The organism is Salinactinospora qingdaonensis (assembly GCF_039539445.1).
Classification (GTDB): Bacteria; Actinomycetota; Actinomycetes; order Streptosporangiales; family Streptosporangiaceae; genus Salinactinospora; species Salinactinospora qingdaonensis.
Window position 1 is genome coordinate 258,084 of sequence record NZ_BAABDD010000001.1, and the last position, 16,466, is coordinate 274,549.

Sequence of the window (16,466 nt, forward strand, 5' to 3'; positions counted from 1 at the left end):
CCCGGCCGATAAGGGAGGTCGCAGCGGCGCACTGGCCTGAGCGGCGGGGGATGCAGGCCCTGCGGTACTCCACCGCCGCAGTCTCCTGACCGAATCCGCGCGCCGTCCCGGAGCCATCGCCGCTGTCGCGCAGGCGCCATCCCCTGCGCACGGTCTGCACGGAACGGGCCGGCGCGGTCGAGGGAGCCGAGCAGAGCCGAGGTCGGTGACTGCCGCGGCTCGCAGCCCCCAACCATTGGCTGGCCTCGTCTGAGCCCCGAGCGTCGCGTTCTCCCCTGGCGGGGCGCGGCAGCTAGCTGCCGCGCCCCGCCAGGTCACTCCTCGCCGCCTTCCAATTCACCTTCGAGCTGGAGGTAGGTCTCGCGCAGCCGTTCGAGCACCTGCGGATCGGGCTCGCTCCACAGTTCGCGGTCGGCAGCCTCCAGTAGACGTTCGGTCATGCCGCGCAACGCCCATGGGTTGGAGTTCTGTAGGAACTCGCGATTCTCGCTGTCGAAGACGTAGGACTCGGCAAGTTTGGTGTACATCCAGTCGTCGACCACACCGGCCGTGGCGTCGTAGCCGAACAGGTAATCCACGGTCGCGGCCATCTCGAAAGCGCCCTTGTAGCCATGGCGGCGCATCGCCGCCATCCACCGGGGGTTGACCACACGGGCCCGGAAGACGCGGCGGGTTTCCTCGGTCAGGGTGCGGGTGCGCACCTGGTCGGGAGTGGCGGAGTCGCCCACATAGGCGGCGGGGTTGCTGCCGGTGAGTTTGCGCACCATGGCCACCATGCCGCCGTGGTACTGGAAGTAGTCGTCGGAGTCGACGATGTCGTGTTCGCGGGTGTCTTGATTCTTGGCCGCCACGGATATACGGCGAAACGCCGACTCCATGTCGGCGCGCGCCTCGTGGCCGTCGAGCCCGCGCCCGTAGGCGTAGCCGCCCCACACCGCGTACACCTCGGCGAGGTCGGTGTCGTCCTGCCAGTTACGGGCGTCGATGAGCGGCAGCAAACCCGCCCCGTAGGCCCCTGGCTTGGAGCCGAAGATGCGGGTGGTGGCACGGCGCCAGTCGTCGTGCTCGCCGTGGTCGGCCAGCGCGTGGGCCCGCGGATAGTTGCTCTCCAAGGGCTCGTCAAGCTCGGCGACCGCCGTGATGGCGTCGTCGACCAACTGGATGACGTGTGGGAAGGCGTCGCGGAAGAAACCGGAGACGCGCAGGGTGACGTCGATACGGGGCCGCCCCAACTCCGCCAGGTCCACGATCTCGAAGCCGGTGACCCGCCGCGAAGCGTCGTCCCACGTGGGACGCACGCCCAGCAGCGCGAACACCTCGGCGATGTCGTCGCCTTGGGTGCGCATGGCGGCGGTACCCCACACGGTCAACCCCACCGAGCGCGGGTAGTCGCCGGTGTCGTCGAGGTGGCGCCGGATCAGCGAGTCGGCGAGGGCCTGGCCCACCTCGAAGGAATTGCGCCCCGGGATGGCCTTGGGGTCGACCGAATAGAAGTTGCGGCCCGTGGGCAACACGTTGACCAGGCCACGGGTGGGCGAGCCCGACGGGCCGGCCGGTACGTGACCGCCATCGAGGGCGTGCAACACGGCGTCGATCTCGCCGCCGGTAGCCGCCAGACGCGGCACCACCTCCTCGGCGGCGAACTCCAGGACGCGCACGGCGTCACCGAGGCCGCTGCTCTCGCCCAACACCTCGGTGACCACAGTGCCAGCCTTGTCGGTGACCCAGCCGGTCTCCTCCATACCCTCGACGAGTCGGCGGGCGAGCGTGTCGATGAGATCGACGGCGTCGGAGGCGGTGCGCGCCGGCCCCTCGGCGAGCGCGGTGAGCCCCTTGGCAACATCGACGCGAGCGCCGGGATCGGCCAGCAGAGCCTGTTCATCCAGCGAGAAGTGCCCGGCCAGTACGGCGCGCAGGCCGGGCAGAGCACCGGTGCGGTTGCCCCAGACCTGCGAGGCGCGCAGCACCGCCATAACCAGGTTGACGCGCGCCTCCCCCACCGGCGCGGCCCCCAGCACGTGCAGGCCGTCGCGGATCTGCACGTCCTTGATCTCACACAGGTAGCCGTCGACGTGCATGACGAAGTCGTCGAACTCGTCCTCGCCCGGCATCTCGTCGGTGTGCAGGTCGTGGTGGAGTTCGGCCGCCTTGATCAGGGTCCAGATCTGGGCGCGCAGCGTGGGCGCTTTGTCGGGGTCGAGGTCGTTGACCAGCGCGTACTCGTCGAGTAGCTGTTCGAGCTTGGCGATGTCGCCGTAGGTGTCGGCCCGTGCCATGGGGGGGACGAGGTGGTCGACGACGGTGGCGTGGGCGCGACGCTTGGCCTGGGTGCCCTCACCGGGATCGTTGACGATGAACGGGTAGATCATGGGCAGCCCGCCGAGTACGGCGTCGGGAGCGTCCTCGGCCGCCAATCCCAGTCCCTTGCCGGGCAACCATTCCAAGGTGCCGTGTTTGCCGAGGTGGACGACCGCGTGCGCGCCGAACCCACCCTGCTCGGGTGGGGTCTCCAGCCAGCGGTAGGCGGCGAGGTAGTGGTGGGAGGGCGGCAGGTCGGGGTCGTGGTAGATGGCGATGGGGTTTTCGCCGAAACCCCGCGGGGGTTGGATCAACAGCACGATATTGCCGAAGCGCAGGGTGGCGATCACGATCTCGGGTTCGCCGGAGCTGTCGTCGACGTAGAGCTCCCCCGGCGGCTCGCCCCAGTGGCCGCGGACGGACTCGCGCAGCTCGGCCGGCAGCGCGTCGAACCAGCGCTGATAGTCGGCTAGGGGCACGCGGCAGGTGGCGGCGGCGAGCTGCTCCTCGGTGAGCCACTCCACGTCGTGACCACCGGCGTTGATGAGCGCGTGGATGAGGGGGTCGCCATCGTCGTCACGACGGTCCTCATCTGGGGCGGGACGACGCCAGAGAGTGTCGTCGTCGCCCAGGTCATAACCGCGGGCGGTGAGTTCGCGCAGCATCCGCACGGCGGAGGCGGGGGTGTCGAGGCCCACGGCGTTGCCCACGCGAGCGTGCTTGGTGGGGTAGGAGGAGAGGACGAGTCCGAGACGGCGCTGCGCCGGAGGCACCCAGCGCAGCCGCGCGTGGGATACGGCGATGGCGGCGACGCGCGCAGCGCGCTCCTCGTCGGGGGCGTAGGTGGCGATCCCGCTGTGGGGGTCGGTCTCTTTGAACGAGAACGGCACGGTGATCAGCCGGCCGTCGAACTCGGGGATGGCGACCTGCATGCCGGCGTCCATCGGGGTGAGCGCCGCGTCGGAGGCCTGCCACGCTTCACGTGTGGAGGTAAGCACCATCCCTTGCAGGATGGGGCGGTCGAGCTCGGCGAGCGCGCCGGCGTCCCAAGCGTCCTCATCGCCGCCGGCCGAGGCGTCGGCAGCCACGGAGCCCCCCGCCGCGAGGACGGTGGTGACGATCGCGTCGGCTTGGCCCAGCAGCTCGAACAGGCCTGGGTGGCTCTGGCGGGTCAGGCCCCGGAGCGAGCCGGAGAACACCGCAAGCGCGTTGGCGCCAGCGGCTTCGATGCGGTCGCACAGGGTGTCGACGAAGGCGGTGTTGCCGGAGAGTTCGTGGGCGCGGTAGAAGATGACGGCCACCGTGGGGCGGTCATCGGCGCGGGCGCGCTCACCGTGGACACCGTACTCGGGCATGTGCTCGGGCGGCTCGAAGCCCTCGCCGGTGAGCAGCACCGTGTCGGAGAGGAACCGGGCCAGCTCGCGCAGATTGCCCACACCGCCCTCACGCAGGTAGGCATGGGCGTCGGTGGCGGTGCCGGCGGGCACCGTCGACATCGCGATCATCTCCGGATCGGGAGCGGACTCGCCCCCCAGGGCCACGAGCGGGACGCCGGAGCTCCGCAGCCGCGCCAGGCCCTCCGGCCACGCCTCGCGCCCGCCCAGCAGCCGCACCACGGCGATATCGGCTCCCGAGAGCAGTTCGGTCAGCGCGTCGGGGTCGGTGCGGGCGGGGTTGGCGGTTCGATAGCCGGCATCGGCGGCCCGGGCGGCGAGCAGTTCGGTGTCGGCAGTGGACAACAGCAGGATCGTAGCCACACGTGGTCCTTAAACTCCCGTGTCGGGGTCCGCGCCCCGTGACTTCGGAAAACTCGTACGCGACGCCGCGAAGTCTCCTGGCTCGGGATCGCCGTCCGCCCCCGCCTTCCCCCCGGGGACAGGCCCGGGCGTGGCCCTATGTGGAACGGACTCCCCCATGACAGTTGCGGGACAGCCACGGATTCACACCGTGTTCCTTCGCGTCGTCGCCTCCTATCTTCGCAGAGGCCGCTGTGGGGCAGAACAGCCGTGTTAACTTCGGCCACATCCACACCGAGCGGGCCCCTCGTACCACAGCGCTCCGACACCGGGGCTACCGAGGTGGGCAGCGCCGTGGTCCCCTCAGGAGGATTTGATGGAATGCCCCTCGCCGGATCGGTCTTGCCGGCACGGACGGTCCGAGCGTGGCCGGTACCGGCCCGGTGGCGCCGCGGCGGTGTCAATCTCCGTCAACGTTCGGGGGGATGGGGGAGAATCGAATTATGACGCACTACCCCCAACCCTCCGAGCCAGAGCCTGAGTATCCGCAGCAGCCCCCCACCCCTGACCCGTTCTCCCATCCGGGCTACCCCTCAGGCGGGCATCCGGCTGGGGGGATGGTGCCATACAACCCCACGGCTCAAACCGGTGGCTGGCAGGCGCCGCCCGGGTATCAGACCCCGCCGCCCAGCGGAGGTCAGACGCTGGCCGTGCTCGGCGACATCACCGTGACCGAGCACGAGATCAACACCCCTTCGGGGAGGTTCCCGCTGCGGGGCAGCGTGTGGAGTATCAACGACATGAGTTATATCGAGCAGCGGATGGCCACGTGGGGCCTGGTGCTGGGCCTGATCCTCATGCCTATGACCTGTGCGCTGAGCCTGCTATTCCTGCTGGCCAAGGAGACGACCGTCAGTGGAAGCATCCAGGTCTCGGTGCGCAGCGGTGAACGTTTTCACACCACCCATATCCCGGTTCGCAGTCAAGGGACGATCCACCAAGTCCACCAACAGTTCAACCACGTGCGCTCGCTGGCGAGCATGGCGTGAGAGGAAGCCCCGGTCAGCGCGGCGGGACAACCAATCCAGCAGGTTGGGTCCGCGCTGACCGCAAACGGTGAGAATCGGCTCACCACAGCGTGCCCACCGCGCTGACCGAGGGCGGTGGCTCTTAGTCGGTATGCGATACAGCGGATCGGGTCACCCTGGGGGTGGGTGTGCTCGTGAGGTCCTCACCGCTGGCCGCGCCGGCACCGTCGGCAGCGTGAGCGTCCAGATAGCTCCTGAGCACTTCGTGGGCGTACGGCGCCACTGGCCGCTCCCCCGCCAAAGTGGACAGGGCGGCGAACTCCGCGGCGTCGAACACAAGGGTGACCGAGCGCTTCCCATCGGCGGGTCGACGCGGCATCCCCAACGCCTTGCGGTAGATGCCCTCCAGCGCCTCAGCGGGCAACCGACCGTAGGTGGCCTCCAGTTCGGCCAGCCAGGTGCGGGTGTCGCTCCACCGGCTGTGCCGTAGGAGCAACATACGCAGATAGGCCTCGATCCCCTGCGCGCCGGCCGCCTGCCGCAGATCGGCGTGGATGGCGGGATCGAGAGCCAGGGTGATGTGGTGTTGTGGGTCGGTTTCGTTGGCAGCGGAATCGGTGCTGTGTACGGTGACGGCGTCCATCGGATCTCTTCCCTCTCGGAAGGTGGCAAAGCAGGGCACGCCCCGCCCGCCGGCAGCCTGGCGGGCTGAGGCAACGCACGCGGCGCCGTCATTGCGTGGGAACTTCCATCGACAACACTCCACCCGCACCGCTCACGCTGCACCGGTGCGGCCCCACGTGATTCTCACCGTGACCGCGATTGCTCCCTCCACGTTAGGTACCGCTTTCGGTGGCGAGGAGAGCGCTGCGCGAACCTGTGGAAAAGTTCTCCGTCGGGGCGCTGCGGTCGCCAGATGAGGGCGCCGGGCGGGGGCCGGTTTCGTGTGCCGCCGTCAGGGGCTCGGGACCCCGGCAGGGGGAACCACTGGAAGCCCGGAAGTGGCGCCGTGCTCGATGAGTCGCCACAGGGCGTCGGTGTCCATGTAGGTTTCGACGAGGTCGCCCAGCGCATCCAACCGGGCCATGCGTTCGGCGGCGAAGTCGGTGTCAGGCGCGGGCACGAAGCGTCGTCCGGCCCAGTGGGCGATGTCGGCCAGGAAAGCGCGCCGGAACTGGTTGTTCTCCAGCACCCCGTGCCAGGTGGTGCCCCAGACCGCCTCTCGACGGCACCCGTCGAGGAACGGCTCGGGGGCCGCGGCGTCCTCCCAGTCGATCTCCACGCGGCCGTGGTGGATCTCGTAGGCGTCGACCGGGTGGCCGTAGCCGCTACCGGTGGGGCGTCCCAAAGTCTTGTCTGGCATGAACGCCACGCGGGTGGGGAGCAGCCCGAGGCCGTCCACGTCACCTGCGGCGGACTCCACGTCGTCGCTGATCGTGTGGGCCAGCATCTGATAACCGCCGCAGATGCCCAGCACGGGCCGCCCCACGGCCGCCCTGCGGGCAAGGACGCCGTCCAGGCCGCGCTCGCGCAGCCAGCCGAGGTCGGCGACGGTGGCACGGCTGCCCGGCACGACGACGAGATCGGCGTCGTCGAGTTCGTGGGGCGTGGTGGCAAAGCGCACGTCCACGCCGGGTTCGACGGTGAGCGCATCGATGTCGGTGAAGTTGCTGATGCGAGGCAGGCGCACGACCGCCACCCGCAGGGTCTCCTCCCCCAGCGGCTCCCGCGTCGGGCCGCGGTCGACGCTCAACCCCAGCGAGTCCTCCACGTCCAACCAGAGCCCATCCAGCCAAGGAAGGACACCGTGGACTGCCCGGCCGGTGAGCCGACGCAGCATGTCCAGCCCCGGCTGTAGCAACTCGGGCGCGCCGCGGAACTTGTTGATGACGAAACCGGCGATGAGGGCCTGGTCGGCGGGCTCAAGCAGCGCCAGGGTGCCGTGCATGGCCGCGAACACCCCGCCCCGGTCGATATCGCCCACGAGCAGGACCGGCAGATGGGCCGCCCGCGCGAGCCCCATGTTGGCGATATCGCCGGCGCGCAGGTTGATCTCCGCGGGGCTGCCGGCCCCCTCACAGATGACCACGTCGTAGCTGGCGCGTAGCTCGGCGAGCGCGTCGACGGCGATCTGGCGCAGGCGGTCACGGTAGCCGTGGTAGCTGAGGGCGTCGGCCTCGCCGATGGGTTGGCCCATGGCGATCACCTGGCTGGTGCGGTCACCACCGGGCTTGAGCAGGACCGGGTTCATGGCGGGGGTGGGGTCGATCTCACAGGCGGCGGCCTGCATGGCCTGCGCCCGCCCGATCTCGGCACCCCCCGGAGTGACGACAGAGTTGAGCGACATGTTCTGCGCTTTGAACGGTGCGACGCGCACTCCCTTGCGTGCCAGCCAGCGGCACAGCCCGGCCGCGACGACGCTCTTGCCGGCGTCGGATGTGGTTCCGGCGACGAGCAGTGCGCCCGCTGTCCCGGCGACGTCGGCCGCCCCCATGGTTGCCTCCTCCCGCGGCACGCCCCGTGGTCGGGGCGCGCACCGCACCGAGGTTACCGGGGGCGCGCACTACTGGGGTGCGCCCGGGGGCGTGCGGCACGGCCCCGCCGCTCCCGCACGGCCGTTGGCCGTGGGCCGTGGGCCGTGGGCCAGGACGGCCCTAAGGTCCGCGGCGACGGGGGCGACGCGAGGCCGTGACCAAAGCGAGCAGCGCGCTCGCCGCGGCTGCCCCAAGCCCGACGGCGCGGGCCAGGCGCACCGCGCGACGGATATCGCGGGTCTCGGGCTGGCGCCCCTCACCGAGATCGGGCCGGTGCTCGATCCGGGAGCCGTAGACGTTAGTTCCGCCCAGTCGTACCCCCAGCGCTCCGGCGAAGGCGGACTCGCACTGACCGGCGTTGGGGCTGGGGTGGTGGTGACCGTCGCGGCGCCACGCCCGCAGCGCCGCGACCGGCGAGCCCGCGACGAGCGGAGCCGCCACTACGGCCAGCACGGCCGTCAGCCGCGCCGGCGCCCAATTGGCCACGTCGTCGAGGCGGGCGGCGCACCAACCGAAGCGCTCGTAGCGGTCGCCGCGGTGACCCACCATCGCGTCGAGTGTGTTGACGGCCCGGTAGCCAAGGAGGCCGGGCACCCCGAAGAGACCTCCCCATAGCAGGGGGGCCGTGACCGCGTCGGAGGTGTTCTCCGCGACCGACTCCACGGTGGCACGGGCCAAGTCGGCGGGGTCGAGCTCGCGAGGGTCGCGCCCGCACAGGTGAGGGAGCCGGCGCCGGGCCGCAGGAAGGTCACCGGCTTCCAACTCCCCAGCCAGGAGGAGGGCCTCGCGTTCGAGCATGGCGCCGCCCACCACAGCCCACGTGGCCAGGCCGGTGACCGCGGCGCGGCGCCACGGCCGGGGATCGCTCTCGGCACCTACACCAAGAGCGACCACAGGGGTGAGAGCCAAGGCGGTGAAGGTGGCGCCGCGAGCGCGGGTGGGTGCGTGGAGCTGTGCTTCCAGCGCCCCGGCGGCCCGACCGAACAGGGCGACGGGGTGTCCTCGGGGAGGATCGGGCACGACGCGGTCGAGGGCCGCGCCCAGCAGCAGGCCCAGCGCGAGAGGGCGGGCGTGTGGCCGGGATCGGTTCGTTGTCACGGCATCACGGTAGTGGCCAGTTGGCCCAACCCGATGCAGAGCCTACGAATACGGTCGAAGCCGTCGAAGCCGGCAAGGGGAAGCGGTGGAACGGACCGGTACGTGCGCCGCTCACCGGGAAAGAAAGGGCATTGACTACAACAGGTCACCGGATGTATACGTAGAGAAATGAGACGCCCCCTTAAAGCCTCCCCCTAGTAGCTCTACTGAGCCTGAGAGGAGAGGAGGGGAGCCCGATGATCGTTACATTCTTCATCGTCGAGATGCTCATCACCAGCGGCGTGTGGTGGACCTGGTAGCCCACTGAACACACACTGGGCGTGGCCGCCCGGCATATCGACCGGGTGGCCACGTGCGTGAGTTCACGAAACGCCCCTGACGTGCACCGCTTCGGGAGTTAATCGCGGGTAACGTTACGTGCGGCGACACTAGCGGCCATTTTGGCGGAGAGTGCGTGCTAACAAGATGCAACTACGAATGACCGTAGTTGGTACGATTTTGCCCAATCATGGGCGACATCTTCCAAATACCCTACAATGTCACCCTAGGGGCGGTCTTGAACTCGCTCCGCCACAATGGCCAACCGGCCATACCTCCCAGCGCGACAGTGCTGTCGCCGCTGGCGCTCTCCCTCGCGGCCATGCCCTGCGTCCCACGCCGGGCGTCACTGGCGGCGCCGGAAAGCGCACAATTGAATGAGTACGGCACCTGTAGCTCAGTGGATAGAGCACCGGACTTCTAATCCGACGGTCGCAGGTTCGAATCCTGCCAGGTGCACCCTGCTTAACCTCGCGCCTCTCCGCCTCCGGAGAACGAGGCGAGCTCGGCTGACAGCCAACCTGACAGCCCAGAACCTGCGAAAACTCGCAGGAGCTCCCGATCACCTCGTCTCGTGGCACTCCCGCAGGGCGGCTTTTGGCATACCGGCGGACTCCACCGAGCACGCGCCAACAGCTCCAGTACGGCGCACTGCTGACTCCGCTCCCGGGGTCACGGGAGCTCCTCATTTACGCGCCCTTTCCGGCGGGACCATGTCTGCGCAGGCGCGAGCGGTTCCAGGCGGCGCAAGGGGGCGGCGTCGGTGTCGACGTAGAGCCCAGGGTGGTCATCGGCTTTGGAGCCGAAACACCGCGGTGGCCGGTACGCCCGCGGGCGTACCGGCCACCGTGCGTGGACGCAATGGCGGTCAGGTGATGGAAACCCCACCGTCGATGCTGATGACCTGCCCCGTCATGTAGTCACTGTCGAGGAAGAAAGCGGCGCTGCGCGCCACCTCCTCGGGGACGCCGAAGCGGGGAATCGGCGTCTTGTCCTTGATCGCGTCAGTGGCTTTGGCGGAGAGGTCCTTGGTCATGGTGGTTTCCATGAAGCCCGGTGAGAGGGCGTTGACCGTCACCCCTCGACGGCCGCACTCGGCGGCCAGGGTCCGGGTCATGCCGATGACCCCGGCCTTCGACGCCGAGTACGCCGTCTGGCCGGACGTGGCGATGAGTCCCGAGGGCGAGACGACGTTGATGACGCGCCCCCAACGCTTGCGCAGCATGGCCGGGATGGCGGCCCGAGTCGTGTGGAAGGTCCCCAGCAGGTTGGTTTCGATCACCTGCCGCCACGACTCCGGCGACTGCATGGCCATCAGCGAGTCCTTGCGGATAGCGCCATTGTTGACGAGCACGTCGATGGCTCCGAGGTGCTCGGAGATGCGCTCGTACATCTCGGTGACGGCATCCCAGGACGCCACATCGCCGGTGACCAGAACAGAGTCGTTGTGGAGCTTCTCTTGGACAGCACGGGCCTGGGCCTCGGCACTGTTGTAATGCACCGCCACCCGGCAGCCCAGGGAGTCGAACTCCATGGCCAGCGCCTGACCGAGCCCGCCTGAGGCCCCCGTGACGAGGACGACCGGCTGCTCGGGGCGAGGACCACCCACCTGATTGTCGCTGCTCATTTCGACACCGCCCCCCATTCGAGAAGGACCGATCCCCACGTCATACCGGCACCGAAGCCGGCCAAAAGCACCAGGTCACCGTCGTGAACCCGCCCCTCGTCGAGCGCCTCTGCCAACGCGAGGGGGATCGAGGCCGACGCGGTGTTGCCGTAGCGCTCCAGATTCGTGACCAGCCGCTCCGGACGCAGACCGGTATGACTGACGATCGAGTTGATGATGCGGATGTTGGCCTGGTGGGGAACGATGTGATCGACCTCTTCGGCCGCCACCTTGGCCGACTCCAACGTGGCCCGCACGCTGCGGACCGTGTAGCGCACCGCGTTGAGGTAGATCTCATTACCGTTGATCTTGGCGTAGTGCAGCCCCTGACGCACCGTCTCCTCGGTGGGCGGCATCCGACTGCCCCCCGCCACGACCTTCAGGCTGTCGGTGCATGAGCCGTCGGCCCCAAGGTTCCACGACAGCACCCGCTCATCGGGGCTGGGCTCAAGCACCAGGGCAGCGGCCCCATCGCCGACGAGAATGCTCAGGTCGCGATCGAGCGGGTTGGCGGTGAGGGTGTGGGTGTCGGAACCGATCAGCAGGATCGGGCGCGGGTCGATCTTCATCAGGGCCGACGCCGTCATGAGCGCATAGATGAAACCCGAGCACTCGGAGTTGACGTCGTGAGCGCTACCGGCGATGCCGAGATCGTGGTGGACGAAAGCCGAGGTAGCCGGCGAGGGCTGCTCAGGGGTGGCCGTAGCCACGATGAGGTGAGCGACGTCCTCGCCGCTGATCCCCGCCCGCTCCAGGGCCCGCCGCCCGGCGTCGACAGCCAGGGAGGCGGTCGTCTGCCCAGGGTCCACAGCCCGTCGTTCACGAATCCCGCACCGGCTGACAATCCAGTCCTCGTCCACCCCGAAGCGCTGCGCGAGGTCGACACTGCTGACGACGCGCTCGGGTACGGCGGAGCCCCACCCGGTGATATCGAAGCCGTTCACGACCTCTCCCTAAGTCTGGGAGGTCTGCTGCGGAGCCAGCGCCAGGATGCGCTCGTGGACGGTCCGCAGCGTGGTCGAGTCGTCCATCGACTCAAAGAGCGACTCGTCGGCGGGGATGTGGGGGTACTGGTTCTGGAAGCCGTACAGCCACTCCATCAGGTCCAGCGAGTCAATGTCGGCGATGTGCAGCAGAGCGGCGTCGACGTCGACGTTCTCGGCACCCGACACGGCCTGCAACTGGCTCGCCATGTCCTCAACCGTGGGCAGTTCCATGAGCTTGGCTCCTCGTAACCGTTCTGGGAGGGCCGGTAGCTGACCGATCCGCTCCCAGGGGCGTGTCCTACTTCCTGGCAGGCATGAAACTTCGGTGCGCGCAACGAACGCGCAACATCGCCGACGGACAAGCGGTCAGACCGGGTGTGGCGGCGACGTGACTCCCGGAGAACGGCGGCCGGTCGGAAAACGGCCATCCCAGGCAGCCCCACAGCGAGACGCGGTGGCGCCACCGGCGCGGCGGTCGCGCGAGCGCAGGTTCTGTTTTTCGAACGGCTGGGGTGCTCGTCGTCGGCTCGTGCCTCGATCGCTGCGCGATCTCGCCGGCCCGCGGGGGCGACAGCAGAGGCGCTCACCCGCGTGCGCCCACCGCCTGTCCTCGCCGCCCTTGCCCAAAAACAGAAACAGGATCACCGCACGTCACGGGGGCGCGTGCGGCTGTCTTGCACATCTCTTGCGATCCGCAAGATTGCCTACTGCTCGATGAGTTTTCCAGGAACGGAGCTGCAGAGATGACACAGGTGGCAACTGGGCCCGTCAATCCCGAGATTGAGGCGATCAGACACCACTACGAGGTGAGCAACGAGTTCTATCGCCTGCTGCTGGGACCGACGATGATGTACTCCGGCGGCTACTGGCAGGAGGGTGAGGACCTCTACGAGGGCCTCGATCGGGCTCAGGAGCGCAAGCTCGACGCTTTTGTCGAACTGACCGACGCTGCGAACGCGAGTCGGGTGCTGGACATCGGGTGCGGCTGGGGCACGATGGCCGACCGTGTGACCACCGTTCACGGTGCTGAGCAGGCGGTGGGGCTGACGCTGAGCCGGACCCAGGCCGACTACATCGCCGGTATCGGTAACCCGAAGATCGAGACCCGCGTGGAGAGCTGGGCCGACCACGAGGCCGTCGGCGCCTACGACGCGGCGTTTTGCATCAACGCGCTGGAGCACTTCGTCCACTCCTCGCTGCCGCCACGCGAGCGCACCCGGCAGTTCCGCACCTTTTTCAAGCAGTGCCACACGTTCCTGCGCCCTGAAGGGCGCATGGTGCTCCACACCATGACGGTCGAGCAGCCGAAGCTGGATCGTCAAGTCATCGACGACCTCAAGTTTTTGCAGCGCGAGGAGTTCGAGGGGTGCCACATCCCGCACCTGCACGAGCTCGCTCTGGCCGCCGAGGGGCTGTTCGAGGTGGTCGAGATCCGCAACGAGCCCTTCTCGTTCAGCCGTGCCTGCCGGGCGTGGCTACAGCGCCTCGCCGAACGCCGCGACGAGGCGGTGGCGATGGAGGGCGAAGCGGTGGTGCAGCGCTTCGAGCGCTACCTGGACATCTTCGCCTATCTGCTTGAGGACAAGCACTTCAACAACTTCCGCGTCACTTTGGCGCGGCGCGACTGAGGAGGCCGTCGTGGCGAATATCAGTGAGGTCGTACCGAACGAGAGCCGCGAGGGCAGGGGCGACCGTCCCTCCACTCGTGACCTGCGTATAGCCGTGATCGGCAGCGGATTCTCGGGCTTGGGGATGGCCATCCGGCTGTTGCAGAAGGGGATTGACGACTTTCTCGTCTTCGAGCGGGCCGAGGAGGTCGGGGGGACCTGGCGTGACAACACCTACCCCGGCTGTGGGTGTGACGTGATGGCCCACCTGTACTCGTTCTCCTTCGCTCGTAACCCCGAGTGGAAGAGCACCTTCGGTAAGCAGGACGAGCTTTACGCCTATCTGCGCAACTGCGCCGACCGCTTCGGGGTGCGCCCCTACATCCGCTTCGGCCACGACGTTCTCAGCGCCAACTGGGACGAGGACACGCGACGCTGGCACATCGAGACCTCCCAGGGCTCCTATACCGCCCAACTGCTGGTGACGGGGACGGGTTACCTGAGCGAGCCCTCGGTTCCCTCGATCCCCGGTATCGAGGACTTTGAGGGGACGATGTTCCACTCGGCCCGCTGGAACCACGATTACGACCTCTCGGGCAAGCGGGTGGCAGTCATCGGCACGGGCGCCTCGGCCATCCAGTTCGTCCCCAAGATCCAGCCTGAGGTCGAACGGCTCGACCTCTACCAGCGGACGCCACCGTGGATCGGCCCCAAGCCCGACAAGCCCAACGGCACCGTGCAGCGCTGGATGTTGCGCCACCTGCCGGGCTACCAGCGGTTCCGGCGCGGCTTCAACATGTGGGGCCGCGAGGTTCTGGCCTTCGCCATGGCGCGCCCCAAGGTAATGCGGCGGATGCAGACCATGGCCAGCAGCCACCTGGAGAAGAGCGTCAAGGACCCCGAACTGCGGGCCCGGCTCACCCCGGACTACATCATGGGCTGCAAGCGGCTGCTGTTCTCCAACACTTACTACCCGGCGGTGTGCTCGTCCAACGTCGACGTCATCACCACCGGCATCAGCCAGATCGGGCCGAAGTCGATCACCACGACCGACGGCACCGAGCGCGAGATCGACGCGATCATCCTGGGCACCGGCTTTCAGGCGGTCGACCGCCCGTTTGCTCACCGGGTGTGGGGACGCAACGGGGTCAAGCTCAGCGACGCCTGGGAGCACACCATGTCGGCCCATAAGGGCACGACGGTGAGCGGGTTCCCCAACATGTTCATGCTTCTCGGCCCCAACACCGCCCTCGGCCACTCGTCACAGACTGTGATGATCGAGGCGCAGATCAAATATGTACTCGACTGCATCAAGCAGATGGACAAGCGGGGCCTGTCCAGCGTGGAGGTTCGTCCAGAGGCGCAGGCGAGCTACAACGAATGGCTCGACTCCCGGTTGAACAGGTCGGTGTGGAACGCCGGCAGTTGCAAGAGCTGGTACCTCGACGCCAGCGGACACAACCCCTCGATCTGGCCGACCTACACCTGGCGGTTCCGAGGCCAGACCAAACGCTTCGACTTGCAGTCGTACCAGGTCGCGATCTCGTCCAACGCGGGCGAGCGCGCCAAGCAACCAGTGACAAACCAGTAATCAGGTGGAGAGCTCGATGAGCAGTGAAGTGAGCCGTCGTACCGTCGTCCGCGGTATGACGGTCGGTACGGCGGGCGTGGTGGGCTGGAGCGCGCTGAACCAGTCGTGGGTCACCGCAGCCAGCGCCGACACCACCGACGTCGCCCCAGTGCCGCAGCTCGACGGGACGCTGGAGACCTCCCCCGGGTCGGCCGGCAACTTCTCGTCGGACTTTGGGAAGCTGACCAGTTGGAAACCCCACGCCGTGCTGCGCCCCAACTCGGAGCGCGACGTGGAGAAGATGGTCACGTACACCTACTGGAACGACCTCAAGATCGCCGTCAACGGCCAAAGCGGTAGCACCGAGGCGGACTTCGAGTCCCACTCCAGCTATGGCCAGGCGGCGGTGCCCGGCGGCATCTCGATCGATGCCCGAGGGCTGTCGAAGATCCACAGCATCGGCTCCGACCACGCCGTGGTCGGCCCTGGCGTGACCTGGGCCCAGCTCACCGACGCCGCCCTGGCCGAGGGCCTAACCCCGCCGTCGTTGCCCGACTACCCCCACCTGTCGATCGGCGGCGTGATCAGCGTCGGCGGCATCGGTGGCAACCCGCAGCAGCACGGGCTGATGTGCGACACGGTCGAGGAGATCGAGGTCGTCACCGGCACCGGTCGCCGGGTCACCGCCTCCGACAACGAGCGGCGCTGGCTGTTCCGCTCGGTGCTGGCCGGCGGCGGACAGTGCGGGATCATCGTGCGCGCCAAGGTCAAGCTCGTCCCCGCCCCCAGCCGCATTCTCGTCTTCGACCTGTTCTATGACGACCTGAGCACCTACATGGCCGACCAGGAGAAGGTCATGAGCTCGGGTCAGTTCGACTTCCAAGAAGGCGAACTCATCCGCAAGGACGACGACTCGGGGTGGCGCTACAAGATCCAGATCGGCGTCCACTACTCCTCGGACAAGCCCAACCAGGAGAAGCTGCTGTCGGGGCTGAGCGACAACCGCGCCGAGGCCCAGATCTCCGACTACGGCTACCACGACTGGGTCTACCGGATCATGCCCTTCGAGGCGTTTTTGAAGAACAACGGGTACTGGGGCGAGCCCAAGCCCTGGCTCAGCATGGTCCTGCCCGGCTCCAAGACCCGCGAGTTCATGAACTCGGTGGTCCTGCCCGAGTTGACTCCGGCTGACCTGGGCGTGGGCTTTACGGCACTGTATCCCTTCAAGGCGTCGAAGCTGACCTGCCCCCTCTTCGCACGGCCCGACGAAGAGGTCCTCTACCTGTTCGACCTGCTGCGGTTCCCCTTCCCCAACGACCCGGGCATTGAGGGCATGCTCCAGCAGAACCGCCGTTTCTACGACGAAGCCGTCAAGCTTGGCGCCAAGCGCTACCTGGTCGGCGCGGTTCCTGACATGGACAGCGACGACTGGCAGAAGCACTTCGGTCGGCAGTGGGGGATGCTGCGCCTCGCGAAGTGGCGCTATGACCCCTTCAACGTGCTCACCCCCGGTCAGGGTTTCTTCGACTAAAGCCGGTCGAACATGACCGAGAGCTCCTGGGAGCAGGGATCGTGCGGTCCCTGCTCCCGCTTTGCGCCTAGCTTGCGCTGGGGCTGGAAAGGTC

The 16,466-nt window shown here is 68.0% G+C and carries 11 protein-coding genes, 1 tRNA gene and 1 riboswitch; of the genes, 5 read left to right on the forward strand and 7 right to left on the reverse strand.

Annotated features, from left to right (window positions below):
• Positions 1-314: 314 nt before the first annotated feature.
• Positions 315-4,055, reverse strand: coding sequence for a cobaltochelatase subunit CobN (gene cobN / locus ABD848_RS01095; protein WP_344966340.1), 3,741 nt, complete (start codon positions 4,053-4,055; stop codon positions 315-317).
• A 70-nt stretch (positions 4,056-4,125) separates the two neighbouring features.
• Positions 4,126-4,254, reverse strand: a riboswitch (cobalamin riboswitch).
• Positions 4,255-4,537: 283 nt separating this feature from the next.
• Here cobN and ABD848_RS01100 point away from each other — a divergent pair.
• The gene (locus ABD848_RS01100; RefSeq protein ID WP_344966341.1) at positions 4,538-5,083 is read left to right on the forward strand and encodes a hypothetical protein; all 546 of its coding nucleotides are present in this window, start codon (positions 4,538-4,540) and stop codon (positions 5,081-5,083) included.
• 121 nt (positions 5,084-5,204) lie between these two features.
• On the opposite strand, the gene ABD848_RS01105 is transcribed toward ABD848_RS01100, so the two are convergent.
• From ABD848_RS01105 to ABD848_RS01115, 3 genes are all read right to left on the reverse strand, one after another.
• Entirely contained in the window at positions 5,205-5,705 is a 501-nt protein-coding gene (locus tag ABD848_RS01105) for a hypothetical protein (protein ID WP_344966342.1), read from the reverse strand.
• 312 nt (positions 5,706-6,017) lie between these two features.
• The gene (locus tag ABD848_RS01110) at positions 6,018-7,556 is read right to left on the reverse strand and encodes a cobyric acid synthase (RefSeq protein WP_344966343.1); all 1,539 of its coding nucleotides are present in this window, start codon (positions 7,554-7,556) and stop codon (positions 6,018-6,020) included.
• A 160-nt stretch (positions 7,557-7,716) separates the two neighbouring features.
• Entirely contained in the window at positions 7,717-8,694 is a 978-nt protein-coding gene (locus ABD848_RS01115; protein WP_344966344.1) for a cobalamin biosynthesis protein, read from the reverse strand.
• A 704-nt stretch (positions 8,695-9,398) separates the two neighbouring features.
• Between ABD848_RS01115 and ABD848_RS01120 the strand changes: the two genes are divergently transcribed.
• Positions 9,399-9,471, forward strand: a tRNA-Arg gene (locus ABD848_RS01120).
• A 409-nt stretch (positions 9,472-9,880) separates the two neighbouring features.
• Here the strand turns inward: ABD848_RS01120 and ABD848_RS01125 are convergent.
• From ABD848_RS01125 to ABD848_RS01135, 3 genes are read right to left on the reverse strand one after another with little or no spacing between them, the layout of a single operon-like run.
• Positions 9,881-10,639 (reverse strand): 3-oxoacyl-ACP reductase family protein, encoded by a 759-nt coding sequence (locus tag ABD848_RS01125; RefSeq protein WP_344966345.1) that lies wholly within the window; start codon positions 10,637-10,639, stop codon positions 9,881-9,883.
• Positions 10,636-11,622, reverse strand: coding sequence for a 3-oxoacyl-ACP synthase III family protein (locus ABD848_RS01130; RefSeq protein ID WP_344966346.1), 987 nt, complete (start codon positions 11,620-11,622; stop codon positions 10,636-10,638). Before ABD848_RS01130 ends, ABD848_RS01125 begins: the two co-directional genes overlap by 4 nt.
• A gap of 9 nt (positions 11,623-11,631) precedes the next feature.
• Positions 11,632-11,895 carry a hypothetical protein gene (locus ABD848_RS01135; protein WP_344966347.1) on the reverse strand — a complete coding sequence of 88 codons (264 nt, stop codon included), beginning with the start codon at positions 11,893-11,895 and terminating at the stop codon, positions 11,632-11,634.
• Positions 11,896-12,416: 521 nt separating this feature from the next.
• On the opposite strand from ABD848_RS01135, the gene ABD848_RS01140 reads away from it, so the two are divergent.
• From ABD848_RS01140 to ABD848_RS01150, 3 genes are read left to right on the forward strand one after another with little or no spacing between them, the layout of a single operon-like run.
• Positions 12,417-13,292, forward strand: a complete 876-nt coding sequence (locus ABD848_RS01140) for a class I SAM-dependent methyltransferase (RefSeq protein WP_425567375.1) — start codon at positions 12,417-12,419, stop codon at positions 13,290-13,292.
• 10 nt (positions 13,293-13,302) lie between these two features.
• Positions 13,303-14,862 (forward strand): flavin-containing monooxygenase, encoded by a 1,560-nt coding sequence (locus ABD848_RS01145; RefSeq protein WP_344966349.1) that lies wholly within the window; start codon positions 13,303-13,305, stop codon positions 14,860-14,862.
• Between the two features lie 16 nt (positions 14,863-14,878).
• Positions 14,879-16,372 (forward strand): FAD-binding protein, encoded by a 1,494-nt coding sequence (locus ABD848_RS01150; protein WP_344966350.1) that lies wholly within the window; start codon positions 14,879-14,881, stop codon positions 16,370-16,372.
• Positions 16,373-16,466: the final 94 nt, after the last annotated feature.